The 26,793-nt window shown below is 56.1% G+C and carries 23 protein-coding genes; 20 read left to right on the plus strand and 3 right to left on the minus strand.

All coding sequences use genetic code 11. From position 1 onward, the window contains the following. Positions 1–166: 166 nt before the first annotated feature. From C772_RS13850 to C772_RS13880, 7 genes are all read left to right on the plus strand, one after another. Positions 167–3,244, plus strand: coding sequence for an efflux RND transporter permease subunit (locus C772_RS13850; protein WP_008300959.1), 3,078 nt, complete (start codon positions 167–169; stop codon positions 3,242–3,244). 214 nt (positions 3,245–3,458) lie between these two features. Then, a complete protein-coding gene (locus C772_RS13855; RefSeq protein WP_008300961.1) occupies positions 3,459–4,223 on the plus strand; it encodes a TerC family protein in 765 nt (254 codons plus the stop codon). Positions 4,224–4,400: 177 nt separating this feature from the next. Next, entirely contained in the window at positions 4,401–5,147 is a 747-nt protein-coding gene (gene sigI, locus C772_RS13860) for an RNA polymerase sigma-I factor (protein ID WP_008300962.1), read from the plus strand. After that, positions 5,144–6,442 carry an anti-sigma-I factor RsgI family protein gene (locus C772_RS13865; protein WP_035002486.1) on the plus strand — a complete coding sequence of 433 codons (1,299 nt, stop codon included), beginning with the start codon at positions 5,144–5,146 and terminating at the stop codon, positions 6,440–6,442. Before sigI ends, C772_RS13865 begins: the two co-directional genes overlap by 4 nt. Before the next feature lie 94 nt (positions 6,443–6,536). Next, entirely contained in the window at positions 6,537–7,916 is a 1,380-nt protein-coding gene (locus C772_RS13870) for a TrkH family potassium uptake protein (RefSeq protein WP_008300967.1), read from the plus strand. 217 nt (positions 7,917–8,133) lie between these two features. Further along, on the plus strand, positions 8,134–9,573 hold the full coding sequence (locus C772_RS16210; protein ID WP_008300968.1) for an ATP-binding protein: 1,440 nt from the start codon (positions 8,134–8,136) through the stop codon (positions 9,571–9,573). 82 nt (positions 9,574–9,655) lie between these two features. After that, complete coding sequence (locus C772_RS13880; RefSeq protein ID WP_008300971.1) at positions 9,656–10,102, plus strand: MarR family winged helix-turn-helix transcriptional regulator; 447 nt, start codon at positions 9,656–9,658, stop codon at positions 10,100–10,102. A gap of 52 nt (positions 10,103–10,154) precedes the next feature. Here C772_RS13880 and C772_RS13885 read toward each other — a convergent pair whose 3' ends face one another. After that, positions 10,155–10,916: a hypothetical protein gene (locus C772_RS13885; protein ID WP_008300972.1), complete on the minus strand. Its 762-nt coding sequence runs from the start codon at positions 10,914–10,916 to the stop codon at positions 10,155–10,157. An 83-nt stretch (positions 10,917–10,999) separates the two neighbouring features. Beyond that, positions 11,000–11,188 (minus strand): YkvS family protein, encoded by a 189-nt coding sequence (locus C772_RS13890; RefSeq protein ID WP_008300974.1) that lies wholly within the window; start codon positions 11,186–11,188, stop codon positions 11,000–11,002. A gap of 110 nt (positions 11,189–11,298) precedes the next feature. Here C772_RS13890 and C772_RS13895 point away from each other — a divergent pair, with 110 nt between their 5' ends. Next, positions 11,299–11,505: an aspartyl-phosphate phosphatase Spo0E family protein gene (locus C772_RS13895; RefSeq protein ID WP_008300976.1), complete on the plus strand. Its 207-nt coding sequence runs from the start codon at positions 11,299–11,301 to the stop codon at positions 11,503–11,505. A gap of 156 nt (positions 11,506–11,661) precedes the next feature. Continuing rightward, positions 11,662–12,531 carry an NAD(P)-dependent oxidoreductase gene (locus C772_RS13900; RefSeq protein WP_008300978.1) on the plus strand — a complete coding sequence of 290 codons (870 nt, stop codon included), beginning with the start codon at positions 11,662–11,664 and terminating at the stop codon, positions 12,529–12,531. An 8-nt stretch (positions 12,532–12,539) separates the two neighbouring features. Here the strand turns inward: C772_RS13900 and C772_RS13905 are convergent, their stop codons facing one another. After that, positions 12,540–13,064 (minus strand): YkyB family protein, encoded by a 525-nt coding sequence (locus C772_RS13905; protein ID WP_008300981.1) that lies wholly within the window; start codon positions 13,062–13,064, stop codon positions 12,540–12,542. Between the two features lie 127 nt (positions 13,065–13,191). Between C772_RS13905 and C772_RS13910 the strand changes: the two genes are divergently transcribed. The 11 genes from C772_RS13910 to C772_RS13960 all read left to right on the plus strand — a co-directional run bounded on the left by C772_RS13910 (position 13,192) and on the right by C772_RS13960 (position 26,775). Beyond that, positions 13,192–13,422: a hypothetical protein gene (locus C772_RS13910; protein WP_008300983.1), complete on the plus strand. Its 231-nt coding sequence runs from the start codon at positions 13,192–13,194 to the stop codon at positions 13,420–13,422. Positions 13,423–13,558: 136 nt separating this feature from the next. Further along, complete coding sequence (gene cbpB / locus C772_RS13915) at positions 13,559–14,002, plus strand: cyclic-di-AMP-binding protein CbpB (RefSeq protein ID WP_008300985.1); 444 nt, start codon at positions 13,559–13,561, stop codon at positions 14,000–14,002. Positions 14,003–14,170: 168 nt separating this feature from the next. Then, complete coding sequence (locus C772_RS13920; protein WP_008300987.1) at positions 14,171–15,049, plus strand: LysR family transcriptional regulator; 879 nt, start codon at positions 14,171–14,173, stop codon at positions 15,047–15,049. Positions 15,050–15,113: 64 nt separating this feature from the next. Beyond that, on the plus strand, positions 15,114–17,441 hold the full coding sequence (locus C772_RS13925; RefSeq protein WP_152419780.1) for a hypothetical protein: 2,328 nt from the start codon (positions 15,114–15,116) through the stop codon (positions 17,439–17,441). Beyond that, positions 17,438–18,373: an ABC transporter ATP-binding protein gene (locus tag C772_RS13930; protein WP_008300991.1), complete on the plus strand. Its 936-nt coding sequence runs from the start codon at positions 17,438–17,440 to the stop codon at positions 18,371–18,373. Before C772_RS13925 ends, C772_RS13930 begins: the two co-directional genes overlap by 4 nt. Then, a complete protein-coding gene (locus C772_RS13935; protein WP_008300992.1) occupies positions 18,370–19,200 on the plus strand; it encodes an ABC transporter permease in 831 nt (276 codons plus the stop codon). The genes C772_RS13930 and C772_RS13935 overlap by 4 nt, the downstream gene beginning before the upstream one ends. A gap of 12 nt (positions 19,201–19,212) precedes the next feature. Beyond that, positions 19,213–20,604, plus strand: a complete 1,392-nt coding sequence (locus C772_RS13940) for a hypothetical protein (RefSeq protein ID WP_008300993.1) — start codon at positions 19,213–19,215, stop codon at positions 20,602–20,604. Positions 20,605–20,609: 5 nt separating this feature from the next. Continuing rightward, positions 20,610–21,599 carry an AAA family ATPase gene (locus C772_RS13945; protein ID WP_008300994.1) on the plus strand — a complete coding sequence of 330 codons (990 nt, stop codon included), beginning with the start codon at positions 20,610–20,612 and terminating at the stop codon, positions 21,597–21,599. Then, positions 21,596–22,462 (plus strand): DUF58 domain-containing protein, encoded by an 867-nt coding sequence (locus C772_RS16215; RefSeq protein ID WP_008300995.1) that lies wholly within the window; start codon positions 21,596–21,598, stop codon positions 22,460–22,462. Before C772_RS13945 ends, C772_RS16215 begins: the two co-directional genes overlap by 4 nt. Positions 22,463–22,478: 16 nt before the next feature. Further along, on the plus strand, positions 22,479–24,239 hold the full coding sequence (locus C772_RS13955) for a vWA domain-containing protein (RefSeq protein ID WP_008300996.1): 1,761 nt from the start codon (positions 22,479–22,481) through the stop codon (positions 24,237–24,239). After that, positions 24,223–26,775 carry a VWA domain-containing protein gene (locus C772_RS13960; protein ID WP_008300997.1) on the plus strand — a complete coding sequence of 851 codons (2,553 nt, stop codon included), beginning with the start codon at positions 24,223–24,225 and terminating at the stop codon, positions 26,773–26,775. Before C772_RS13955 ends, C772_RS13960 begins: the two co-directional genes overlap by 17 nt. The last annotated feature ends 18 nt before the right edge of the window (positions 26,776–26,793 follow it).

The following is a 26,793-nucleotide window of genomic DNA, read 5'->3' on the forward strand; positions in this document are numbered from 1 at the left end:
GACATCCGGATTTTAAAGACGGCAGCTGACCGGTATCCCCGAGAGGGAGGCCGGATCGGCAGCCGTCTGTTTTTGTCTTCGTGCGCAGGGCGGCAATGCCGAACATTGAAGTAGAACCATACGTTCCGGTATGATGGACATAGCTTTTTGAAAAGGGGAAAAAAGGATGAAGATAAGCGGTTTTTCCATCAGGCGCCCGGTCTTCACGACTGTGACGATGCTCCTCGTGCTCATTCTGGGGGTCGTTTCGTTCATGAAGATTCCGCTGACGCTCATACCCGAACTCAATCCTCCGGTAGCGGTCGTTGTGACAAGCTATCCCGGAGCGGGCCCTGAAGAAGTAAGCGAGAAAATCACCAAACCGCTGGAGAACAGCCTATCCACGCTGCCCGGTCTGAAATCGGTCCAGTCGACATCACAGGAAGGCGCGAACCTCATTTTCCTCGAATTTGACTGGTCGACGGAGATTGATGATGTCCAGATGGATGTTCTGCAGCGGATCGACCAGACCCCTGTTCCGGACGATTCCGGAAAACCGCAGTTCATGAAGTTTGATCCGTCACAATTCCCTGTGATTCAGCTGTCCCTCCGCGCGGACAGCGAGTCCGGAGACATCCGGAAAATCGCTGAGTCGCTCGAGACCGAGCTGAGAAGGACGGAAGGGGTTGCAAGCGTCACCGTTTCCTCTTCTCTTGTAGAGGATGTTCAGATTGTCCTTGATCCGGTGAAGATGGAGGAATCCGGGCTTGCCCAGCAGGATGTCGTTCAGTCCATCCAGGCGAACAATGTCTCCATGCCCGGTGAACCGGTTGAGACGGAGGACGGCAAGCGGCTGACGACACGCATCATCAGTACGCTTGGCTCAGCGGAGGAAATCGGGGACCTCGTCCTGACGGTCAATCCGATGGACGGCACGGAGATCAGGGTTTCCGATATCGGCGAAGTCAGTCTGGCCGCCGATGACGGAGGTATGGAGACAAGAACCAATGATGAGCCGTCTGTTATCATGTCGGTCCTTCAGGAATCCGGTGCAAACACCGCTGATGTCTCTGCGTCCTTCAAAGAGTCCCTGGACTCACTTCTCGGAAAGCCGGAATTCGAAGGGGTCACCGCCGATATCCTCTTTGATCAGGGGGATTATATCCAGCTGGCCATCGGCAATATCGGGCAATCCCTGATCCTCGGCGGAATTTTTGCCATGCTGGTCCTGTTCCTGTTTCTGAAATCGGTGCGGAGTCCGATTATCATTGGCGTGGCCATTCCATATTCCGTCATCGTTACATTTGTGCTGATGTACTTTTCGGATTTTGCACTGAATATCCTAACGCTCGGTGCTTTGGCACTCGGAATCGGGATGCTCGTGGATAACTCCATAGTTGTGATCGAGAACATCGAGCGGCATCTGGCGATGGGCAAGAAACGCGGACAGGCAGCGCTCGACGGCACAAAAGAAGTGGGCGGGGCCATTACAGCATCCACACTCACGACAATCGCTGTTTTCCTGCCGGTCATTTTTATCTCCGGTCTGATCGGCCGGATCTTTACAGAATTTGCAATGACGATTTCATTCAGCCTGCTGGCATCCCTGTTTGTGGCGCTGACCGTCATCCCGATGATGGCTTCCCGCATGCTCAAAAAGCCAAAACGGGATCTGGAGACGAGGCGCAGACGTTCAAAATCCTACAGGAATTTTGAACGCTCGGTAATCTGGTCCCTGCGGCACCGGAAAACGGTCTTGGGACTGACGACGGTTCTTCTGGCGGTCAGTGCCCTGGGGCTGTACAAGGTAGGAACCGAATTTCTGCCCGCGACTGATGAAGGATTCGTCAGCATAGCGGTGAATCTGCCGGACGGTGCGTCCGCAGAAGCAACCGGAGAAGTGATCCGGAAGATTGAAGAAAGGCTGAAGCAGGAAGAGGACGTGGAAGTCTATGTCAGTCTCACCGGCGGGACCCAGCAGGGGCTCGCACAAGGGTCCGGGGAGGCAGACAAAGGAGAACTTTACGTCAAGCTGAAGCCGCTGGACGACCGCGACCGTTCGGTATTCGAATTTGTCGATGACGTACAGCCGGACATCCAGGAGTACGGGGATGAAGATACGGAAATCACCTTCAACCTGCAGACGGCAGCCGGCTCCTCACCGAACACGCTGACCTTCACGATGACGGACACGGATAAATCGCGCCTGGAGTCAGCAGCGGAACGGACAGTTGACCGCCTGTCGGATGTCGAGGGCGTGACGGACGTGACCAATGACCTGACCGAAGGTGTGGATGAGATCCTGATTAAGGTCGACCGCGAGTCGGCATCTGCGAACGGGTTTGCCCCTGCCCAGATCGCCTCCACCGTGAATGACCTGACCCGTGGAGTAACGGCAACACAGATTGTCGGTGAGGATGGCGATGTACAAGCCGTTCAGATCCGGACAGGCGGGAATCTTGACAGTGTAGAAGCAGTAGGGCAGCTGAAGCTCCGTGCTCCGTCGGGCACCTTTGTCACGCTTGAGAGCCTTGCGGATATTGAAATTGCAGAAGGCCCGGCCGCAATCCGGCGGGTTGACCAGGCAAACGCGGTGCGCTTCACCGTCCACTATGCATCTTCCTGTACACTCGGTGAAGTAACTGCGGATGTTGAGGACACACTGGAAAATGCCGATCTGCCGGAGGAAACCGACATTTCCTACAGCGGGGACCGCGAACTGTTCGAAGATGCGATTGACGACATGATCATGGCCGTCATCCTGGCGGTGGTCCTCGTTTACATCGTCATGGCGGCACAGTTTGAATCGTTCAAGTATCCGCTGGTCATCATGTTCACAGTACCGCTCATGATCATCGGGGTGTCGCTCGGCCTGTTCCTGGCAAATATGCCGATCAGTGTTTCGTCGGTTATCGGAATTCTGATACTGGTCGGGATTGTCGTGAACAACGGGATTGTTCTCGTCGACTATATCAACCAGCGGAAAAATGAAGGCATGCCGTCTTTTGATGCAATTGTCGTCTCTGTCAAAGACCGGGTGAGGCCGATTCTGATGACAGCACTGACCACCATCCTTGGACTCGTACCTCTTTCGCTTGGCATCGGGGAAGGGACCGAAATCAACCAGCCAATGGGCATTGCGGTGATCGGCGGGCTGATCACATCCACCGCACTTACCCTATATATCGTTCCGGTTGTATACAGCCTCTTCGACCGGGAGACAAGAAAGATGAGAAAATCGGAGACATCCGCGCGAACAATGTGATACAATAACTTCTGGGAAAACTGAATGATCTTTGACTTAGTGTCAAAGGGGAGTAGCTATAGGGAAACCTATTTCATAATCGTCATTACATGGTACTGCCATCGGTTATGATAGCCTGAATCCGGGAATTACTGGAGGAGGGCTTAGCAAGACCTTTGCCCTTTTTTCGGGGTAAAGGTTTTTTTGTTTTCCATAAAAAGGGAGGGAACTGAATTTGGAAGCCATTTTACTGGAATACGCATGGGTGCTAGTCGTTCTCGTCGTCCTCGAGGGCCTGCTTGCAGCGGATAACGCGGTCGTCATGGCGGTCATGGTTAAGCATCTGCCTCTGAAACAGAGGAAAAAAGCCCTGTTCTATGGACTATTGGGAGCTTTCGTCTTCCGCTTCGCAGCACTCTTCATGATCACCATCCTCGTCGATGTATGGCAGATCCAGGCGCTCGGTGCAGCCTATCTGCTATTTATTTCCTTCAAGAATCTCTATGATATGAGGAAGAAGCACGGTGAAGATGAGGACAATCTGAAAGAGCCGAAAAAACAATCCGGCTTCTGGATGACCGTCCTGAAAGTCGAACTTGCGGATATTGCGTTTGCCATCGACTCGATGCTGGCTGCCGTAGCCATTGCGATTACGCTGCCTGAACTGGGTGACTTCGACATCGGCGGCATCAATGGCGGCCAGTTCGCGGTCATGTTCTTCGGGGGGCTGATCGGACTGATCATCATGCGATTTGCCGCGACATGGTTCGTCAAGCTGCTGGACCGCTATCCGGCGCTCGAGGGAGCGGCCTTCGCCATTGTCGGCTGGGTAGGGGTCAAGCTTCTCGTACTGACACTCGGCCACCCCGAGCTCCAGATCATCGATCCGCATTTCCCGCATTCGACGATTTGGAAAACGATCTTCTGGTCGGTGCTGTTGCTGATAGCAGTGGTCGGCGTCCTCATCGGACTGAAAAACGACCGCAAAAAACAAGCTTGATCAAAAGAGACTGCCGCATCAGGCAGTCTCTTTTCCTATTGGCTGCGACATTCTCCTACCCCCCTAAATCGGCAGGAATGGCCGAATAATATGAACAGGCGCGAGTTGACCGCTTTCCTATTTACGGGAATGCCGATACAATCAATTTATCGAAATCATGGCGGGAGAGGTCAAATCGTGCTGATAACGACGTTTAACGGTTTCATGAACCGGAAAAACCGCGATGCTGCCGGTGTGGAGGAGCGTGTCCTGCTCGCCCAGAACGGTTCGGAAGAGGAACTGGATGGACTGCTGCGGGCCTACTCGCCGTTCATGAAAAAGGCTGCCTACCTGGCATGCAACCGGTATATCGACGAACATGATGATGAATACAGTATCGCCCTCGGCGGTTTCCATGAAGCAGTCATGAAGTTTGACCGCTCCCGGGATGCGTCTTTTATGACATTTGCCCATCTCGTGATCAGGCGCAAGCTGATCGACCATCTGCGGAAAGAATCGAGGAGCGGCCTGGCCGGACACCTTGCCAAAGGGGAGGAAGATGCGGCTGCCGCTGCCGATGCAGTTTCCTACACCTATTTTTCCGAACAGCAGGAGGCGGACGCACGGCGCGAGGAGATCCAGATTTATTCTGAGCTGCTTGCCGGCTTCGGACTGTCGTTCAGCGAGCTGGCAGAAGTCTCTCCGAAGCATGCGGATGCCAGAAAAACAGCAATGGACATTGCCATGATCGTCTGCAGTTCTGAGGAGATGGAAATCGAGACCTTGCGCAAGAAACGGCTTCCGATCAGGAAAATCGAGAAGCTGGTGGGCGTCTCGAGAAAAACGATTGAGCGTCACCGAAAATATATTCTCGCGATGGTGGTCCTTCATCACAGTGACCTGCCGATGCTCCAGGAGTATTTAAAAGGATGGATGCCCGAATGAACAAGATCAAGGGGATCGTTGTCGAACAAAATAAAGGAAGTGTGGTCATTCTTACTCCTGACGGCCGGTTTATCAAAGGTGAATCGGAAAACCGGGAAATCGGATCAGAAAGTCTGGTTGTCCCATCGGAACCAGAGGGCCGCCTGCAGACTTTCACACGGAAACCGGCGGCTGCTGCACTGCTTGCCGCAGCCGTGCTGATCCTTCTGTCGGCACTTTTCCTGCCATTCAGGGAGCCGGCGCTTGCCTTTATCCAACTGGAAGTGAACCCCGCCGTCGAGTTCGGGATCGACAGTGAGGGGAAAGTCCGGGAACTGACACCGCTCAATGATGACGGATCGGCACTGATCCGGACATTCGGAGACTGGGACGGCAAAAATGTAACCGTGCTGCTCGGGCGCATATTCGCCGAGTACGGTGAAGCCGACAGGGAACTGACAGTCACATCGGTGGAGTCAGAGGATGGAAAGCTTGCCGCCATAGTGAACCGGACCGTTCACTTTATCCGGGACACAGCGGAAGAAGAAGGGATGCTGCTCCAGTTTTCGGAGGCTGACCGGGGTATGAGGGACCGGGCGATGAGTGAAGGCGTACCGATCAGCCGCCTGCTCAATCAGAACGATCCGGCAGTCGGGCCTTCACCGGCCAAGCACGACCAAAAGAAGACGGGTGAGACGGAAAAGCCATCACCTGCAGGAAACAACGGGCCGCCAAAGGAAGACAGCCGTAAGCCGGATGCTGTTGACGGACCGGCTCAGGACACTCGGCCAAAGGCTGCAGAAACAGAGAAAATACAGCCGCCCGGAAATTCGGGCCAGGCGCCGGGCATCAGAAAAAAGGAGACCCCTCCTCCGGCTTCCAAAACACAGGGGATACCGGAAGAAAAGAAGAAACCGTCTGTTCAGCCTAAAGGGGAAGGACAGAAAAAACCTGCCGGCCCGCCTCCGGAAAAAGAGGTGCCAAATGGTAAGCCGGAAAAATCCGCAAAACCGGAAAAAGCAAGCCCTCAACAGGGACCCGCAATCCGGAACAATGTCGGTAACCCGCCTGCGCATGCCGGGCCAGACAGGAAAAGCACTCCTCCAGGCCATGCCGGACAGGATAAACAGACCGGACCGCCTGCGCATGCCGGCCCGAAGCAACAAGAAAAGCCAGACGGACAACCGGGTGCCGATCGGGAATCTCCGTCCAAGAAACAAGAAGCCCCGGAACAGGACCATTCGTCAAATACAGGTCAGAAGAATAAGAACAGCGGAAACGGGAAAGGTGGAAATGGGAACGGCACCGGCTTATAAGCCGGCGCTGTTTGCCATCCGCCTTTCTTTTTTCGGGGGAATTCTATAAAATGAGACATCATGTGCGGCGCGACGGAAAGGACACGGGATTCCTATGCCATTAAATGAGCTGACACGGAGGCAGAAGCTGCTGGCCAGGATAAGGAACCAAAAGCTGACGCCTGCCCGTGTTCTTGTCATCTATTATTTCTTTGCAATTACAATCTCGGCCATTCTTCTTAATCTGCCCGGCGTACACCGGCCCGGAGTGGACATCAATTTCATCGACGGCCTGTTCACCGCAGTAAGCGCAGTGAGTGTGACCGGCCTGTCCGTCATTGATCTGAGCGCCACCTACACAACATTCGGTATCATCATGTTCATGGTGGTCCTCCACTTCGGAGGAATCGGCGTCATGTCGATCGGAACCTTTTTCTGGCTGCTGATCAGAAGAAGGATCGGCCTTCGGGAAAGACAGCTGATTATGGTTGACCATAACCAATACAGCATGGCCGGAGCCGTTAAGCTGATCCGTGAAATCATGAAAATCATGATCCTCATCGAACTGGTCGGCGGAAGCATATTGACTCTTTATTTCACGAAATACTATGAGTCATTCCGGGATGCCCTCCTGAATGGTATGTTCCATTCAGTAACAGCCACAACAAACGCCGGCTTCATGATCAGCAGCGAATCCATGTCCCCTTATTTTAATGATTACTTCGTCCAGCTTGTGACGATGGCGCTGATCGTGCTGGGGGCGATCGGCTTTCCGGTGCTGATCGAAGTCAAGCGGTTTCTGTCAAACAAGGAAGCGTCATTCCGGTTTTCTTTGTTTGCCAAAATCACCACGGCCACATTCGGTATTCTCCTGGCAGCGGGAACCCTGGTCATCCTTCTGATTGAATCTTTCCATTCGTTCAGGGGCATGCAGTGGCATGAGGCGCTTTTCGCGGCGATGTTCCATTCCGTCTCTGCCCGGTCGGGCGGGCTGACCACGATGGACATCACACAGTTCTCTGAGGCTACGGATGTATTCATCAGTTTCCTCATGTTCATCGGCGCTTCCCCGAGCTCGGTGGGCGGAGGGATCCGGACGACCACGTTCGCCATTGCAGTCCTGTTTCTCATCAACTTTGCAAGGGGCAAGGACATCATTCAGATTTTCGGAAGGGAAATAAAACTGGTCGATGTGTACCGGTCCTACGCGGTGATCCTTATCGCCGGCTTTCTCGTGCTCGTCTCGGTGATGGTCATGTCGATCACGGAAGATAACATTCCGCTTACCGCCCTGGTTTTTGAGGTTACATCCGCATTCGGAACCTGCGGCATGTCGCTCGGGATCACGGAGGATCTGAGCGTTGTCGGCAAGACAATCCTCATGTTCCTCATGTTTGTGGGCAGGGTAGGGCTGATCTCATTCCTGTTCACATTGGGCGGCAAACCTCAAAAATTGAATTACCGATATCCGAAAGAGCGAGTCATCATCGGCTGAATCCTTCCGGCAGGGCATTTGTCCTGCCGGATATTTATGCGACACAATGAATATATTTATTGGGACCTTGACCTCCGTCTCCTAATATGAGTAAATAGTCTTATATTAGGAGCGGTAAAAATATGGAATAATCAGAATTAAAACACAGAGATCATGCTTGCCGAAATCATGATCCTTAATTTTCTTTCATATGCTAGTCCAAAACGGAGAAAGGCCGGTGTGGGACGTGCCAACGAAATCAATAATGGAAACACTCGACTTCCTGTTTGATGAAACAGATGACGCAATTGTCATGGTCAACCGGAATAACGAATGTCTGCGTTCTAATCCAAAGGCTGTCAAAACACTCGGTCTCTTCCCTGGAAGCATGATGGACAAGGTGCTCCAGAATGGGCAGGAAGCCGGCTGGTCGACATTCATCAGCCAGGTGAATCCCGGCCGGAGGGTGACCTCGCGATTCGGTTTGGAGAATCCCGCCGGGAAGGCTTTTCCGGACATCGAAGTGATCGGGACGGTCTTCAGGCATTCCAATGATGTCATCCTGCGTTTTAAGCTTGGGGAACCGGCAGGCGGAGATCACGGGGGAACACAAGCCTACCAGAGCATCTTCCGCCATGAGGTGAACTGCTATCTGGTATTCGGGAAAGACGGAACCATCCGTGATGTCAATGATCGGATTCGGCACTTCTATGGCCTTCAACCGGATGAGCTGATCGGGCGCCCTCATACAGAATTGCTTCATATTGGCCTGAGCGATGAAGAGTTCCAGCTTGTGAAGCAGGGTCTCGAGAAAAACGGACAAGCTGAATTCAAGCACCATTTTGTAACCAATGACGGGGAAGAGCGGTTCTACCACGTTTTTGTCTACTTTGAACAGCATGAAGAGTTCATCGTCGCGACGGTCCGTGACGATACGGAAAAAGTCTTTCTGAAGCGCCAGATGGAACATAGCGGATCCCTTTCTGCAATCGGACAGCTGGCAGCAAGCATCGCCCATGAGCTGAAAAATGCCATGACCTCCGTCAGGGGATTTACAGAGCTGCTGAAACTGTCCGCCGAAGGGGACTCGGTCCGGTATGTAAATGTGATTGACAGTGAAATGGACAGAATGGAATCGCTAATGGCTGAGTTCCTGACTCTTTCAAAACCGACGGATCAGGAGGATGAGGTGTTCGACCTTGATAAATCCCTGAGTGACGTGGTGACGGTGATGGATCCGCAGGCGACCATGAGGAATATTGCCATCTTCCTGGACAACCAGGTAGGGGGACCTGTCCTTGTAAAAGGAAAAAAACACCGCATGAAACAAGCCTTTATCAACTTGATCAAGAATGCGCTTGAGGCCTCCGGAGAAGGGACGACACTGATTGTCTCCCTTGAGCATTATGACGACGGGCATATTGTCGTCGCGTTCGGCGATGAGGGCAGCGGGATGACCGATCTTCAGATCAAACAGGTCTTTCTTCCGTTCTTCACGACCAAGCGGGAAGGGACAGGCCTGGGGTTGCCGTTCGTCCTCGAGACGGCGGAGTCGATGGGCGGCCATCTGTTCGTCAAATCGGAGCTTGGCAAGGGGACGCGGATCGAGCTGCTTCTTCCTGTCCATGATAGGCCTAACGTCCAGACCGATGCCGATGGGGCCATCCTCATTTCCTAGGCGCCGGCTGACCCGGTTTTGACACATTTCGGAATGGCATCCTATAATGAATTGATCAGTAACATCGGCAGGGGATGAAAGTATGCAGGAAAACGGCAGTGAACAATCATTGAAATTATTTGTGGTTCTTTCGAGGGCACATAAAGTGATCTCTGAAAAAGCCAACAGGCTTTTTGCGGAATACGGGCTGAATCCGACAGAGTTTGCGGTGCTCGAGCTCCTTTACCATAGGGGCAGACAGCCGATCCAGAAAATAGGCAGCAAAATATTGCTTGCGAGCGGATCGATGACTTATGTCATCGACAAATTGCAGAAGAGGGGCTACCTCGAACGGACCATCTGCGAAACCGACCGGCGGGTCACATTCGTCGACATCACAGCGGAAGGCAGGGGACTATTGGATAAGATTTTCCCTGTCCATGAGGAGAGTCTCCACGAATTGATGGGGGCGCTCAGCCCGGAAGAAAAAGAGACGGCAATCGAACTGTTAAAAAAACTCGGACTCTCGATCAAGGATCTTTCCAAGTGAACACAAGTAAAAGAAAAAAGACCGGTTGCCCGGTCTTTTTTCATTCGCCAATTTATTTTTGTCCGATTGTCGATCCCATGGTGAGAAGGGCATCGGTCTGGTCGGCTTCCGGCTTGTCGAAGACGGTCAGGCGCACGGTCATGCCGTCCTTTACAAAGACCGCTCCGGTCGTGAGGCCCTCCTCGGTTTCAAGCTGCCTGATGACCAGATCATCAATACCGGACGATCCCGCAAGGCTGTACTCTCCGGAAACGTCAGCCGCCTCTCCGCCGTCATACTCCAGTGAGCCGATCATCTGCTCGGTGAGCATCGTGTAGTCTGCGTCGGCACCGAACGTTTCGATCCTCATGAAGACCTGCTCGTCCTCGTTCCAGTAAAGAACATCCTTGTTCGGCTCTTCCGAAGTGAGCTGATAGCCGTCCAGCACGTAGATGGAATAGTCCATCTCGTCACTTTCCGTCAGCATCGCCTGGCCGGCCTGTTCGCTGCCGCCGGACTGATAGGTCAGTTCCCGCTCAGGGCCGCGTTCTTCCTGCTGACCGGCGACTTCCTGCTGACCGGCGACTTCCTGCTGGTCTTCTGCGGCTTCATCATCAGGAGCCTGGCCTGCAGTTTCTTCTTCGCCGGTTCCGGTACCTTCATCGGAACTTTCATTAGTTTCGGAAGTGTCGGCCTCCTGGTTCTGATCTGCCGCTTCCTCCTGTTCCATCTCGGTATCACCATTGTTGCCAGCCTCATCTTCGGCTGTGCCGCATGCGGCCAGCATAAGAACGGCGGCCGCCGAGAGGGATGCATGTTTCCATTTGCGTTGCATGATTGCAGATGCCTCCTTGTCTGTTCTCTGTAAACCGGGCTGTCCGTAAAATCTGTCCGAATGATCGGTCGGTATGTATCGGATCAGTCGTTGGTGCCGTACAATATTTTATAGCGTTTATGGTTGACCACGGTTTTTTCTTCCACGTCGAGCTGCTTAAAGTTTTCCATGAACGTCAGGTCGACGATGACCGAGTTTTCATTGACCTTCTCCACTATACCCTGGAGTCCGTCTTTAAACTCGATGATGTTTCCCACTTCGGCAATTTTCATCCATATCGCCCCTTCCGGTTGATTACCTAACAGTTTGCCTTATATTCTCTTTTGAGTAAAGAATTTTTAGCAGTTTTTGTGACGATACTGTCCTGGTAAGGGAGGCTTCTATGAAACAGTCCAGAGATGAGCAGATTGAGATGTTGAGGGAGAGGATGGCCCTCAGTGCAAAGGAGAAGGGGCGGGGACATCCGGAAACAATAGGGCTGAGCCGGCAGCTGGATGAACTGCTGAACCGCTATGCCTCCGAGCGGGCAGGAATGTCCGGGCCGGAAAAAAGGAATCTTTCGGAGAAAATGAAAAAAATGATTTTCTGATGTTTAGACTGACCAAAATCAGGATATATTACTTTTGAACACAGCAACATTCTCATTTCCCCCTTTACTTGGACGGACCGCGATGCGGACCGTCCCTTTTTTGCGTTCGCTCAGTGAATCCGTTTGCTACAATAGAGGAAACGAATGGGGGGATGAATGGTGGAAATGAAAAAAATCGCATTTATCGGATCCGGGGTGATGGGGGGGCCGATGGCAGGCCATCTGATGGAAGCCGGTCACAGCCTGACCGTGTATACGAGAACGCGGGAGAAAGCTGAGGCCCTCGTCGGAAAGGGCGCAAAGTGGGCCTCCAGTCCGTCGGAAGCGGCTGATGGAGCGGATGTCATCATGACAATGGTCGGCTATCCACATGACGTGGAGGAGGTTTATTTCGGGGAGCAGGGAATTTTCCGTACGGTGCGGAGCGGGGCCATTCTCATCGATTTCACGACTTCATCGCCGAAGCTCGCAGTACGCATTGCAGAGGAAGCCGGATCAAAAGGATGCATGGCCATCGATGCACCGGTTTCGGGAGGCGATGTCGGTGCACGGAATGCGACGCTGTCCATCATGTGCGGAGGGCCGGAGGAAGCGTTCCGCGAGATTCTGCCTCTTCTGGAAGCGGTCGGACAAAACATTGTTCATCACGGGCCGGCCGGTTCCGGGCAGCATGTGAAAATGTCCAATCAGGTCGTCATCGCCACAAGCATGATCGGTGTCTGTGAGTCGCTCGCCTATGCTGTAAAAGCAGGGCTTGATCCCGAGCGTGTGCTTAAGTCGATTTCAGCCGGCGCGGCGGGCTCCTGGACGCTCAGCAATCTGGCGCCGCGTATGCTGAAGGGAAACTTTGAACCGGGATTCTATATTAAGCATTTCCTTAAGGATCTCCGCATCGCCCTGGACGAATCAAATGCGATGGGGCTCGAGCTGCCGGGTGTCGCACTCGCAGAGCGGATGTACTCGGCACTTGCCGAAACAGGATCTGAAGATGAGGGGACACAGGCCCTGTACAAGCTTTATCAGTAAAGCACGGCTCACTGATCAAACCAGGACCGGTGCCGCGAAGGCGCCGGTTTCTGATTTCGCCGGTTTCCGGCAGACGGAGATTTTTTCTGTTCATGCTTTCCGGGAATGTTTCGTGGCGGCGCATTGCGTGACAGGCCTTCAGGAAATGGCCGCCCGGAATCCCCGGGTTTGAGCCCGGTATAGTCCTGGAGAATTTGCTTGGCTGCTTTTAGCCCAAGACGGACCTTCGGGTTCCGGTAGTCCGGATCCGGTTCACCGAGATGGGGGAGCGCCTTCATTTCTTCCCGTGTCGGGGGCAGGTGGAAATGAAATTCCCCGCAGGTGATGAGGACCGCCGACTGTCTCCTGCTGAACTTCGGGTTCGGGACGGACTGGAGCCCGACTTTTTCTGCAAGGCCGTTTTCCATCATCTTATCAAGTGCCGCCTTTTTCAGTTTATATAGAAATTCATTGTCGGGTGCCGTCTTGGCATGCTTGTTGATGATATAAATGGCGCCGGCCAGCTGCTCCCGGTTATTCGGACTGTGGTCCATCCCGTTCTCCTCCGTTCTTTTGCTTGATTTGCATCCATCCTACCATGTCCGCACCGGATTTCACAGAAGCGGAATGAATCAGCAGAAAATCGGACAGGTTAACGGAAAACGGGAAGGAGGAAACGGGATGGATATCTGGTTGTGGCCGACGATTGCGGTCTCGCTGCTGATTCTTGCCATCGGACTCGCTTCATTCAGGAGGTTGGACCGGACCGTGGCGGAAACGGAAAATGGCGAAGACAGGATTGCGGAAGAGGTCATGGACCATCCGTTTACGCTAAATCCGATCCTGATCGTCATCGCCGTGGCGGCAGTATTTATCGGGATGGTCATTGCTTATTATGCAGTGACATACTGAACCTTCATACAGGATGTCCGGGAGCGGTTGAGTCCCGGGCATCCTGTTTTTGTAAGCTCGTCAGCCGGATGCGGGTTATGATATGATGGAGACGGGGAAACCAAAAATTGAAGGTTGACAAAGGGGTCGGATCCTAATGATTTCCGTTAACAACACAGAGTTTCTTCATGAGCCCATCCGCGACCATGTCATCTCATCCGAAAAAGTAGCCCATGTCCAGGTCGGCAACAATGCCGAGCATGCGCTCCTTGTGCTGACGAAGACGGGCTATTCGGCAATTCCGGTACTGGATCATGAATACCGGCTGAGAGGCCTGCTCAGCATGGGGATGATCACCGAATCGATCCTCGGTCTGGAGCGGATTGAATACGAGCGGCTGTCCGATATGAAAGTCGATGAATTGATGCAGACGGATCTTCCGATTGTGGGGATCGACACAGAATTCAGAAGGGTGTTCGATCTGTTGATCAACCATCCATTCCTGTGCGTGGAAGACGAAGAAGGCATGTTTGCCGGAATCATGACACGCCGTGTTCTGATGAAGAAACTGAAAAAAGCGGTCTATACGATGCCGCGCTGATCAGTCGGTTCCGGATCTGTCCGGAGCCGTTTTTTTATGTTCCGGATTTTCCCGATGCCAAACAAAAGAAGTTCATCATTCGTCAGGCGGACGGAGGTGCCCGGATGGAAAAGGGGAATAGAAGAGTATCCCGGAATTTGTCCGGTTTACAGGAAGGATTGAAGACCGATGAACGTGAATGAATTCAATATTATCAAGACGCTCGCCGAGGAAGGCAATATGCGCAAAGCGTCGGACCGGCTGTTTATTTCACAGCCCGCACTGTCCCAGCGGCTCCGCTCCATCGAAAAAGAATGGGGCGCACCGCTGTTCATCCGGTCATCCAAAGGACTGATCCCGACACCTGCAGGAGAGCACGTCATACAGTTTGCAAGGGAAACGCTTGCCCGCTATGAAGAAGTCACAGAAACCCTTCAGGCAATGGTCCATAAGGTGCATGGGACACTTAAGATCGCCTGTGCATCGATTGTCGGGCAGACCTGGCTGCCGGCTGTGCTGAAGGACTTTGTCACCGAGTATCCGGACGCGAAGATTTCCCTTATGACCGGTTGGAGCTCTGAAATCGTCAGGGCCCTTCATGAGGGGGAAGCCCATGTCGGCATCGTCCGCGGCCATTCCGACTGGAAGGGGGCCAAGGTCCATCTGTTCAGGGACCATCTTTATCTGGTGGACACGGTGATCCGCTCCGTCGATGAGATACCGGGAACGGAAAGGCCGTTTGTCCAGTTCAAGAGTGATTCGGATTATTACGAAGAAATCAGAGAATGGTGGCAGAGGCATTTCCAGTCGAGTCCGGGCCGCCAGATTATCGTCGATCAGATTGAAACGTGCCGCCAGCTTGCCTTAAACGGCATTGGCTATGCCGTGCTTCCCTCCATCACATTACGTGCAGACGACCCGGTCAATAAAATCCCTCTCACTGACGGGGATGACCGGTTCGAGCTGACGAGGGACACCTGGCTGATCGGCTATGAACAGGCACTCACCCTGCCGCAAGTCGAGGCATTCAAGGAAACGGCGCTCAGGCACGCGGAACGCGTCAGGTGAACCGGAACCGGAAAGGGCGCAAAAACGTCTCAGAGTACAGCTGAGTCAAAAGGGGATGGGGCAGTTGAGAGCAGTGAAAAGGGGAACGGCTTTATTCATAGTTGCGGTGGCCATGCTGCTGGGGGCGGGTCCTGCTGCGGCAGCGCCTGAGCTGACCGTCAAGGCTACTGGCGGCATAGACGGAAAGGCCAAGGAAGAAAGGGCCATGCCGGTCGTCGTGGAGATCCGGAATGACGGGGACCCGTTCGAGGGGGATCTGATCGTTGATTTCAGCAACAGCTATGAATCCGGCACAGCCATGGCGGTCGGCCTGAAGATCGGAACGGGTGAGACGGAGACGGTGAGGGTGACGGTCGATTCGCCAAATTCCTACTCCTTCTCTGAACAGCAATTCCGTTTTTTTGACGGAGGCTGGAAAAACGGCAGGGAGATCCGCTATAAAGGCGACCGCCGTCCGAATGTGAACTTTTATTATATGGAAACTTCATTTGCAGTCGCTCTTGCCGAAAGTGCGGACCGTCTATCGGGGCTTCAGGACCTGAGCTTCGGCACTACGCCGGAGTCCGAAGTCATTGGGCCGCTGGGCAGGGATGCCACCCTTCCTGCGGATGCGGCCGGATGGGAGGCGGCGGACCTGATCATCGCGGATGACGGGTTTCTGGCCGGGCTTTCAAAAGACGACCAGGAGGCCATCGCCGGCCGTATCCGGGCGGGTGCGACGCTCCTGATCGGAATGACTGATGATCCGGCCGATGCGGGGCTGTTCAAGGGAGCATTGCCGCTTGAACAGCAGGGACGGTCTGAGCTTCCGCCCGAGGCGCTTCGGGAATCGGGTACGGAAACAGCGGTCCCGGCATTCGAGGTGACATTAAAAGAGGGTGCGCAATCCCTTGGAGAGTGGGAAGGGCGTGTCCTTGCGGCCTTTTCTGAATACGGGGCGGGCCATATTGTCCAGACGGCATTTTCATTCGGGGATGAGCCGCTGGCTACCGCGCCCGAAACCGCCGGATTCATCGGGGTGATCCTTTCGGGAATTCCGGGGAGCACTGCCGCTTATACCGGCATGTACGGCAACCCCGCAAATGATTTTGTCCATCTGGGCCAAAGTGCAACGGAGCGTTTCGAGACCTTCAGGATTCCGGTTGCGGCCGTTATTCTCATCGTGATGTTCTACATTGTCCTGGTCGGGCCGGTCCTTTACTTGGTCCTCAAAAAAAGGGACCGGCGGGAGCAGGCATGGTGGATCATCCCGGCGGCCGCGTTCCTGATCTCTGCAGGGATATTTGCTTACGGTGCAAAGGACCGCCTGTTCCATCCCCAGTTCAGGCAGGCTGCCCTGTTCCTTTCTGACGGCAGCGGAACGCTGACCGGCATGTACACGGGATCCGTACTGACCAATCGGGGAGGGGACCTGGAGGTTGCCGCTTCGTCTCCGATGACCCTCTCGGCTGCAGGGGGAAGTGCCCCATTCTCCGGCGGTTCGGGAAGCTTCGGGCATGCAGTTGCGGAACAAGCACCCGGGGGAACATTGCTGACACTGAGGGATATGCCGTTCTGGTCGGTCCGCACGGTCCATGGGGAAACCCGTATTGCGGATGCAGGCAGTCTCGAGGCAGACCTTACAGTTTCCGGAGGCAGCCTGACAGGCACGCTCACCAATGGCTTTTCATTCCGCCTTCGGGATGTCTCTGTCTGGAGCGGAACGAGTTTAATCCCGCTCGGTGATCTTGAGGCAGGGGAGACTTTGGAGATTGATGCGAAAGTTCCCGGCAGCGTGCTGTTTCCGGCGGCTTCAATGGCAGGTCCAACCGGTGGCCGATACGGAAATCCGGATGATGGGAGGGCTGGAAATATGGTGCAGGCAGCCGGTTATGCCCTGGATGGAAGGCGTCCTGCGCTCGTCGGGCATACCGCCTCTCCGCTGGCCAAAGTGGGTCTGGAAGGGAAGCCGGAATACAGTTCGGTTTCGGTCATCGTGCAGCCGTTCGACCCGGAAATCCGGCTGTCCGGCCCCTTCCGCATCCCGTCATCCGCGATCAGCGGGCCGGTTTCCCCTGAGCATCCGGACGGGTATGTGGAGCAGTATCCGGACGGCGAGCTGTTCCTGTCGCCCGGGACGTTCCTTTATGAGCCGTCCGTCCCGGCCGTCTATGCACAGCCCGGAATCGGCTGGAACTCGTTTAAAGTCAGCGTTTCCGATGGGGCCGGTGTCTCCATCCTGAACCGGTCGTCCGGCGAATTTGAGGAGCTCTCGGCCGGTACGAATGAGCTTGCTCCTGTTGCGGACTTTATCGGGCAGGATGGTGCTTTCCATTTCCGTATCGAGAGCTCGCACGACGGCGGACATTCAAGGCTGCCCGAAATCGAATTGGAAGGAGTGGCATCGCCATGATCGAAACAAGGAACCTGACCAAGTCATACGGCTCTTTCCGTGCCCTGCATGAACTGAACCTGGAAGTCGGGGAGGGGAACGTATTCGGTTTTGTCGGCGCAAACGGTGCTGGCAAGTCGACGACATTTTCGATTCTGGCGACCCTGCTGCCTCCGACTTCGGGAGATGCCTTTGTCGGAGGTCACAGCGTGCGTACGTCCCCTGCGGAAGTGCGCAGGCTGATCGGCTATATGCCGGATTTTTTCGGTGTGTATGACCAGCTGAAAACAGAGGAGTATCTGGACTTTTATGCGGCCAGCTACGGCATTCCGGCCGGAGGGCGAAAAGTTCTGATCGGCCAGCTGCTGGACCTGGTGAATCTCTCGGAAAAGAGGGACGCCTATGTCGACTCCCTGTCACGGGGGATGAAGCAGCGGCTGTGCCTGGCCCGAAGCCTGATCCATGACCCGAAAGTGCTGATCCTTGATGAGCCGGCATCCGGGCTTGACCCGAGGGCGAGGGTCGAAATGCGGGAGATCATGAAACGGCTGAAGGATATGGACAAAACGATCCTTATCTCATCCCATATCCTCCCTGAGCTGGCGGAGATGTGTGACGAGATCGGCGTCATTGACCGGGGGCGGCTGCTGGCCAGGCAATCCGTACGGGAGATCCATTCCATGATGAAAGGGGACCGGATCATCACCGTGAAGCTGAACGGCCCTGCCGCTGCTGCGGCAGAATTCTTCGAAGAAAGGCCGTTTGTCTCGGCAATCAGCAGGGATGATGAGGCGGGCGAGGTCACATTCTCGTTCAGCGGTTCCCGGGCGGAGCAGGAGGAACTGCTTGCTGCGGCCGCTGCCAGTCCGCTCGGCATCCGTTCCTTTTCCGAAGAGGAGACCGACCTCGAAGACGTGTTCCTGTCACTGACGAAGGGAGGCGGGGCGCAATGAAGGCCGACCTGTCCAATCCGGTGCTGATGAAGGAGATCAAGCTCCGGTTCCGCTCGCCGAAAAGCTTTGTGGGTATTCTTTTTTACCTTGCTGCGATGAGTCTGTTTGTCATCGGCTTCATGTACATCATGACGCAGGACGGATCATCCGGAGGATATCTGGACCCCGCACAAAGCTATATGCTGTTCACGATGCTGACTTTTATCCAGCTTGTTCTGGTCCTCTTCATCACACCGGGACTGACCGCGGGAGCCATCAGCTCAGAGCGGGAAAAGCAGACGCTCAACATGCTGCTGACCACATCGCAGTCGTCATTCCAGATCATTATCGGCAAACTTCTGTCATCGATCGCTTTTCTGGTTCTGATGCTGGCATCCAGCCTCCCTTTGTACAGCATCGTCTTCCTGTACGGCGGTGTATCGCCGAAACAGCTCCTTCTGCTCATGTTCTACTTCCTGCTGACCACGGTTGCAATCGGAAGTCTGGGAGTGATGTTCTCCACACTGATCAGGAAAACGATCGTCTCGATGATCGCGACTTACGGTTCGGTTCTTGCCCTGCTCGCGGTCACCGGTTTTCTCAGTGTTTTCTTCGCCTCACTGAGCCAGGGGGGCACATCTCCCGGTGCTCATCTGTTTGCGGCGATCAATCCGGCTGTTCTGACCGCCTCTCTCCTCGCACCGGATTCCGGAGATTTCCTGCACGGGATGACCGGTCTGAGGTGGCCGATCTGGCTGATTTATCTTTTGGTTTATCTGATTGTGACAGCAGTTGCTGTTTTCGTATCGGTGAAATCACTGCGTGTCAATATGGCAAGCGGAAAGTAAAGGAGGGGTGGGATGGACAGCAGGCGAAAGCTGGACGTTGCCGTCGCGCAAGTGCGGCGCAGGCTCATGGCGGAATGGTTCGTGAGGACGGCTGTCCGGGGGCTGGCTGCGGGCGCGGTCATGGCCGCGGCAGTGTTTGCTGCCTCCCGTCTGTTTGTCTGGCCGGGTTACGCGGGCTATGCGGGCATTGCAGCAGCGCTTGCTGCGGTCGCGGCATTTGCATATGAATGGCGGAGGTCGCCGTCGCGGCAGGAGGCTGTGAGGCAGTTGGATTCGTTTAGCCGGGACAATGTCATCCTGGCCGCAGAGACGGACGGAACCCGTGAAAACCCTCTTTCTTCGGCCCTTGCGGATGCGGCCGCGGATGCTGCCGGCGGAGCACTGGGCCGGTTCCGGAAAAGGAGGGGGCGGTGGACGGAGCGCACGCCGCTCCTGGTCGCGGGCATCTCCGCCGCTGCCCTGGCAGGACTTGCCCTGTTTCCTTCCTCCGCACAGCTGGAAGCGCAAGAAGCCGAAAAAGAGCGGGAGATCATCGAGGATCTCGCAGACGATGTAGGCGATCTCTCGGAAAGGGCAGAGGATCCGGGAATGGAAAAACGGCTTGCTGATCTGGCCGATGACATCAGGTCCGCCGAATCTCCGGAAGAAGCGGTCCGCGAGGCGGTCAAGCTTCAGCGTGAATTGTCCCTCCGGGAACGCCTCAGGGAACGTCCGGGAGACAGCCCGGGCCCGGCAGCCGGAGAACGCAGCCTGACACCCGGCGAGGCTGCAGCGGCACTGGCCGAATTGTCAGGGGATGCCGAAGAACAGCTGGCCGGCATGGGGCGGACGTCAGGGGCAGGAGCACATGCTTCTTCCGGAAACGAAGGGGCCGGTACTTCCGAAGATTCGGGGGGAAAGGAAGGCCGGCCGTCGGAAGGAAGCGGAAGTGCAAATACGGGAGCGGATGGTGAAGGGGATTCATCCGGCGGAAATGGCGCCGGTGAATCAGAAGGCAATGGAGGCGGAGCGCAGGACGGGGGTGGGAACAAAACGGAAAGCGGCAATGGAAGCGGGGCAGCGAATGGAACTGGGTCCGGGTCAGGAGAAGATGGCGGAGAAAGTCCGGGTTCCGGCAGCGGGGGCTCCGGCCAGGGCCCGGGTGACTGGGATCGGAATCTCGTCAGTACGCCCCAGTCTCCGCCCGAACCCGGGGACACGGTGCTGGACGCAGGCCCTCAGACAGAAGGGAAGTCTGCTGCAGAAAGCCTTGTTCCCGCAGAAAAAGGGGAAGTCCGGCCCTATGCGGAGGTGCAAAGCGAATACCGGGATGCCTATGTGGAACATGCAGGCCGTCTTGGCCTTCCGGAAGACCTCCAGCAAGTCCTGTCCGATTACTTTTCGTCGATCGACACGAGGGAGTGAGAAAAATGGCGTTTACGAAAGAGGATTACAACGAAATGAGCCTGAAAATCGTCCAGGTAAAGGAAGAGGTGGGAAAGTTCATCGTCGGGCAGGAGGAGTCGGTGGACTTTATCCTTTATTCCATTCTTGCCGGCGGCCACACCCTTCTTGAGGGATTGCCGGGACTTGGGAAAACGATGCTGATCCGGACGTTTTCCGAAGTGCTGGACCTGGGCTTTTCCCGAATCCAGTTCACGCCGGACCTGATGCCCTCGGACATTACCGGGACGACGGTGATTGAAGAGGCACCGGACGGACGCAAGAACTTTGTCTTCCGCGAAGGCCCTTTGTTCAGTGAGATGGTGCTTGCTGACGAAATCAACCGTGCAACTCCGAAAACTCAAAGTGCGCTGCTCGAAGCGATGGGAGAGCGGACGGTGACCACGCTCGGAATCACGCGTCCGATGAAGGACCCGTTTTTTGTGCTTGCCACACAGAATCCGATTGAACTCGAAGGAACCTACCCGCTTCCAGAAGCGCAGCTGGACCGATTTCTCTGCAAGGTAATCGTTCCGCTTCCGGGTAAGGAAGAACTGAAGGAAATCATCCGCCGTACGACGGGAAGCCCGGCAGGAAATCTCCGGAAACTGCTGGGACCGGAAGATATCCGGCGTGCCCGTGAAATGGTTCGGGAAGTGATTTTGCCCGAGGAAATGCTGGACGTGGCAGCCCGGATCGTCACCGGCACGCATCCGTCCGATTCACCGTTGGATGAGGTGCGCCGATGGATCCGTTTCGGCAGCGGTCCCCGCGGACTGCAGAGCCTGGTGCTTGCGGCGAAAGCACGGGCGCTGGCTGAAGGACGTTTCCATGTGTCAATCGGCGACCTGAAAAACTGTGCGGTTCCGGTACTGCGGCACCGGCTGCTGTTTAACTATGAGGGTGAAGCGGCGGGCATGCCCGCGGATGAACTGATCACCCGGCTGGCCGAACTGTCCGCCGGTGGCCCGTCATGACGGAAGCATTTTTTTCGTCTTCCGATACGATTGCCGCCGGCCGGCTCAGGCACCTGGCCCGCACCGCTCCAAAAGGGATGCATCACGGGCGGAACGCATCGGGAAGTAGCGGGGCATCGCAGGATTTCTCGGATTTCCAGCCCTATGCACCCGGTGATGATATCCGCAATGTCGACTGGAACGTCTACGCAAGGACGGACCAACTGTTCATCAAGCGTTTCATGGATGAGCGCGAGCTCCGTGTGTCGGTGATTTTGGATGCCAGCCGGTCAATGGGCGGCGGCCGGTGGCTGTTTGCAAGGAGGCTGTGCGGGATGCTCGGCCTGATGGCGCTGGCGGCCGATGACCACCTGCACTTCATCACCGCAGGAGAACCTGCGCCATCCGTCTTTACGGCAAAGGGCGCGCGGAACAGGTACCGGTTCCTGGGTCACCTGGAACAGCTGCAGTCCCCCGGAGGGAGCGGCTTTGCGGGTGCGGCAGCATCAGAAAATCTTTTGGGCGCATCAGTCCGGTATATCGTGACGGACGGCCTGGAGCCGCCTGCATCGTTCCGTCCGCTGTTCCGCAAACTCAGGAAAAGCGCGGGCGAGGTCAGGATGGTTTTGGTGTCGGATGACCGCCCGGACATGCCAGCCGGGACCCGTGATGTCCGTTTTGTCGATTCTGAGACCGGCAAGGCAGTGGATGTCACCCTTACGGCAAGCGCAATGCACAGGCAACAGCAGCTGAGGGAGCGGCATTTTTCAGAGCTTGCTGCCCTCTGCCGGGAGTACGGCATTGCCTTGCTGGAGGCGGTGGAACAGGAAGGTGCAACGGATTTTGTGTCAAGAAAGATGAGACGGGCGGGCTGGGCCCGCTGAACAGGGAGGAGATCGAGTGGGTTTCGGTTCAATCGGCATGATCTGGACGCTGGTTATTCCCGCCATCGTCCTCCTTTATTATTTCTTCAGGAAGAAGTATGTGGAGCGCACGGTGCCGTCCGTGCTTTTCTGGGAAGAGTCAAGGAAGCATACAGAAAGCTCCCCTTTTGTCAGTCATCTGTCCCGGAACGCCCTGTTCTATCTGCAGATGGCAGCCCTTCTGCTGTTCGTGCTGCTGCTCATGAAACCCGGCATCACAAGTTCCGGCGATTCTTCCGGACACCTGATCGTCGTCGCGGACACCTCCGCCACGATGCTGGCCGAAGAAAACGGTGAGCCGCTGATCAAACGGCACAAGGCCCGGATGGAATCACTGATCCGGGATCATGAGGGAGCGCGGTTCACCGTCATCCGTGCGGGCGGCACCCCAGAAGTGTTGCTGCAGGCTTCGGAAAAAATGGATGAAGCACTCCGCACTGTCCGGAGCCTCAGTCCCACCTACGCCCATCAAGATCTGGCCGCGGCTCTTTCCCTTGCCGGAACCGCTGCCGGCGGGGAACACGCGAATGTGCATGTCTTCACCGACGCGGCAGCCCCGGAAGATCTTCCGGCCGCCGTGCCGGGTGTGGTCTACAGCGTTCATGCCGCCTCGGACCTTCCGGATAATGTATCGGTCGGCCAGTTCGGCATTGCACAGGGGAAGGACGGGCAATCCGCCATTGCCGTCGTGACAAATGGCTCTAAGGCAGACTACGAGGTGGCGCTGTCCCTGGAAGATGAGCAGGGCAATCCGGCCGTAGAATCCCGTGTACTGACCGTAGGGAGCGGAGAGTCCGAACGGGTCGTGTTTGACGGGCTGCCGCCTGTCCGGGGCCTGAAGCTCACGGCGGAGTCAGGTGACGGCTATCCGGCGGACAATATCGCCCATGCCGTCTCCGGCGGAGGGGAATTGCCGGTCTTTGTGGAGGCCGGGCTGCATGAGCTGGTACATAAGGCCCTGCAGGCGACCGGTGCCGATGTGACCGCTTACGGAAGGGAAGAGGCGGAACAGCTTCCGGAAGAGGCGATTGTCGTGACCGGTTCAGAAGAGACGTTCCTTGCCCGCCGGGGGCGTACCGTCCTGTTCGGGCGTGAGGGGAATCCGGAAGAAAACCCGGTGTTCATTCCGGCGTCCGACGATCCGCTTTTCGCTTTTTCTCCGGGAGAGGAGATTTATGCAGCGGGACTTTACCCGCCTTTTGAAGACATGGAGTCCGTCGCCGGACCGGAAAGCAATCCCCTGGTACAGAGGGCAGCTGACGGAAGGATTGCCGTGCTGGCCGACCCGTCCATGACGGACTGGCCGCTCCGTCCCTCCTTCCCGCTGTTTCTGTGGAGCGTCATTGACAGCTATTCCCGCGAGCAGTCCGGAGCCGGCACCTTCCTTCCCGGTGAAAGCCGTCCGGTCACGCCTTCTCTCGAAGGGGGCTGGCAGCTGTTCACCGCAGGGGGGGAGTACATGGCCGAATTCGGCGCCGCCGGGGCGGTGACCGCGCCGGATCAGCCCGGGCTGTATGTTCTCCGGTCCGGAACCGAAGAGCGTTACCTGGCCGTCGTACTTCCGGATGAAGAACGCACGGTTCAGGCGGGCCCTTCGTTTACCGCCGGTGAAAGAGGAGAGGGCGGCAAAGCGGGACCCGCCGAAAAGCGTGAGCCCGTCCTGTTGTTCGTCCTTCTGATCCTGTTTCTGATTCTCGCGGAATGGGAGGTGCAGCGCCGCCATGGACTTTCGTATTGAAGATCCGGTTTATCTGCTGCTCCTCCTCCCGGTGCTCGGGTATCTGTTCTGGTCATGGAACCGGGAGCGGATCAGGAACGGGCGCAAGGCCCTGGTGCTGCTGATTTTGCGAATACTGGCATCTGTCTTGCTCATCATCGCGGCAGCGTCCCCATATCTCCTGATGCGCGCCGGGGAGGAGCGTGTGTTCTTCCTGGTGGACCGCTCGGCCTCCATGGAAGGGTCAGAGGAGGAAACTTCGGCATTCCTTTCCGGTGCTATCGGCCGGCACCCCGACCGGGATGTCACAGTGCTTTCGTTTGCAGGGGAAGTATCCAATGATCTGCCGGAATCCGGGAGCGCCGGGGAAACGGATCTGGAAAGCGCACTCCGTTATGCGGGAGCCGCCGCAGCAGGACATCCTGCCAGAATTGTCGTTTTGTCGGACGGCAGGGAGACGAAAGGGGATGCACTCGGATATGTCCGGAGCCAGCTGCCGGCCGGGGTGACCGTCGATGCGGCCGTTGTCGCCGCACCGGCAGCTGAAGATGTCTCCGTCTCTTCATTCACTGTCCCGACTACCGGGAGGAAAGGGGAATCCCAGCAGCTTGAAGTGACCATCCGTTCGACCGCCCCGGCAGTTGCCCGACTTGTCCTGTTCCGAAATGATCAGCCGATTGCCGAGCGGGATATGGATCTGGCAGAAGGGGAAAACCGTTTCACATTCAGTGATCTCCAGGTCGAAGAGGGACTTGTAAAATATGAAGCGCAGGTCATCATGGAAGGTGACGGCATCCAGGAAAACAACCGGATGGCTGCCGTCACCGAGATCGAAGGACCGCCCCGTGTACTGATCGCAGAGACCGCCGGAGATCCGAGCCCACTCGGAGAACTGATCGGAAAAAACGGAGTCAGCACACAAACCGTCCGGGCGGACAATCTTCCCCGGGATCTCTCATCCTATCTTCAATATGATGCCGTCATCTTCGACAATGTCCCCGGACACCTGGTCGGGGAGGGGCGGATGAAAGTCATCGAGCAGGCCGTCAAGACGTTCGGCCTCGGCTTCATGATGGTCGGCGGAGAAGAAAGCTTCGGTCTCGGAGGCTATTTCCGGACTCCGATTGAGGACATGCTTCCTGTCGATCTGGATGTGACCGGCAAACAGGTCATCCCGTCACTGGGTCTCGTCATCGTCATGGACCGTTCGAGCAGCATGAGCGGGCGGAAGCTGGATCTGGCAAAGGAAGCGGCTGCGCGGTCCGCCGCACTCCTCAGGGAAGACGACATGCTCGGATTCATTGCATTTGACAATAGTCCGTGGGAGGTGATCGAGCCGTCACCGCTGGACGATCCGGATGAAGCCACGGGGAAAATCATGTCGGTCACGCCTGGCGGCGGCACCAATATTTACCCTGCAGTCGCACTGGCCTATGAACGGCTCCGCGGCCTGGACCTGGAACGCAAGCACATCATCCTTCTGACGGACGGGATGTCCGCTCCGAGCGGCAATTACGCGTCGCTTGCAGAGGCCGGCGATGCCGACGGCGTGACGATGTCGACCGTTGCAATCGGCACCGATGCGGACAGGCGGCTGCTCCAACAGCTCGCGGAACAGGCTTCGGGCCGCTATTATGAAGTAACCGATGCCGATTCGGTGCCGTCCATCCTGTCGAGGGAGACGGCGATGCTGTCGAGGACCTATATCGTCGATGAGCCGTTCACGCCCGCTGTACGGGGGGGAACCGAATGGGATGCGCTGTTCCGCAACGGACTTCCGCAGATAAACGCTTATATTGCGACGACGGCAAAGCCGGCTTCAGAGGTCATCCTTGAGAGCCCCCAAGAAGACCCCATCATCGCGGAAGGCCGGTACGGCCTGGGCAGGACACTGGCCTATACGTCCGGATCCGGGGCGTGGAGCGGAGGCTTCCCGTCCTGGGACCGCTGGGGGGAACTGTGGACCACCGCCGTGTCGCGGATCCTCCCCCAATACCGAAGCGAACCGTTCGACATCCGCAGGAATACGGACGGTTCATATACCGTAACAGGATCGGCTTCCATGCCGTTCCTTGACATTGCAGTCGCCGATGAAAAGGGCCGCGAGCTCGGGACTGCAGTTGAACCGGTACGGCCGGGCACCGCACGCGTGCGGATACAATCCGGTCCGGGGCTCTTCTTTTTCAGAATATCCGGGGACGGGGAGAACGTCTCGACAGCCGGCATCACGATTCCGTATGGGGATGAATACCGGCCGGGACCGCCGGACGCGGAGCATCTTGCCGCCATCGCCGAAGCATCCGGCGGGCGCGTTCTGGAATCGGCCGAAGAGGCCCTCCGGCCGCCGGAATCGTCCAAAAAAGACATCCTCCCTGCCTGGGACTGGTTTGCCCTGGCGGCGATGCTGGTCTTCTTTGCGGATATCACACTGCGGAGATTCGGAATGCCTCGTATCCGGAAACCGGGCCGAGCTTCAAAAAGGCTTGGAGATGCAGCGGTGAACAGGGATGAAACGAGCGTGGAAAAGCTGCTGAAAGCAAAAAAACAGGATCAATAAAATGGGACGAAGAAAAGA

It is taken from the genome of Bhargavaea cecembensis DSE10, assembly GCF_000348905.1.
In the GTDB taxonomy this organism is placed as follows: domain Bacteria; phylum Bacillota; class Bacilli; order Bacillales_A; family Planococcaceae; genus Bhargavaea; species Bhargavaea cecembensis.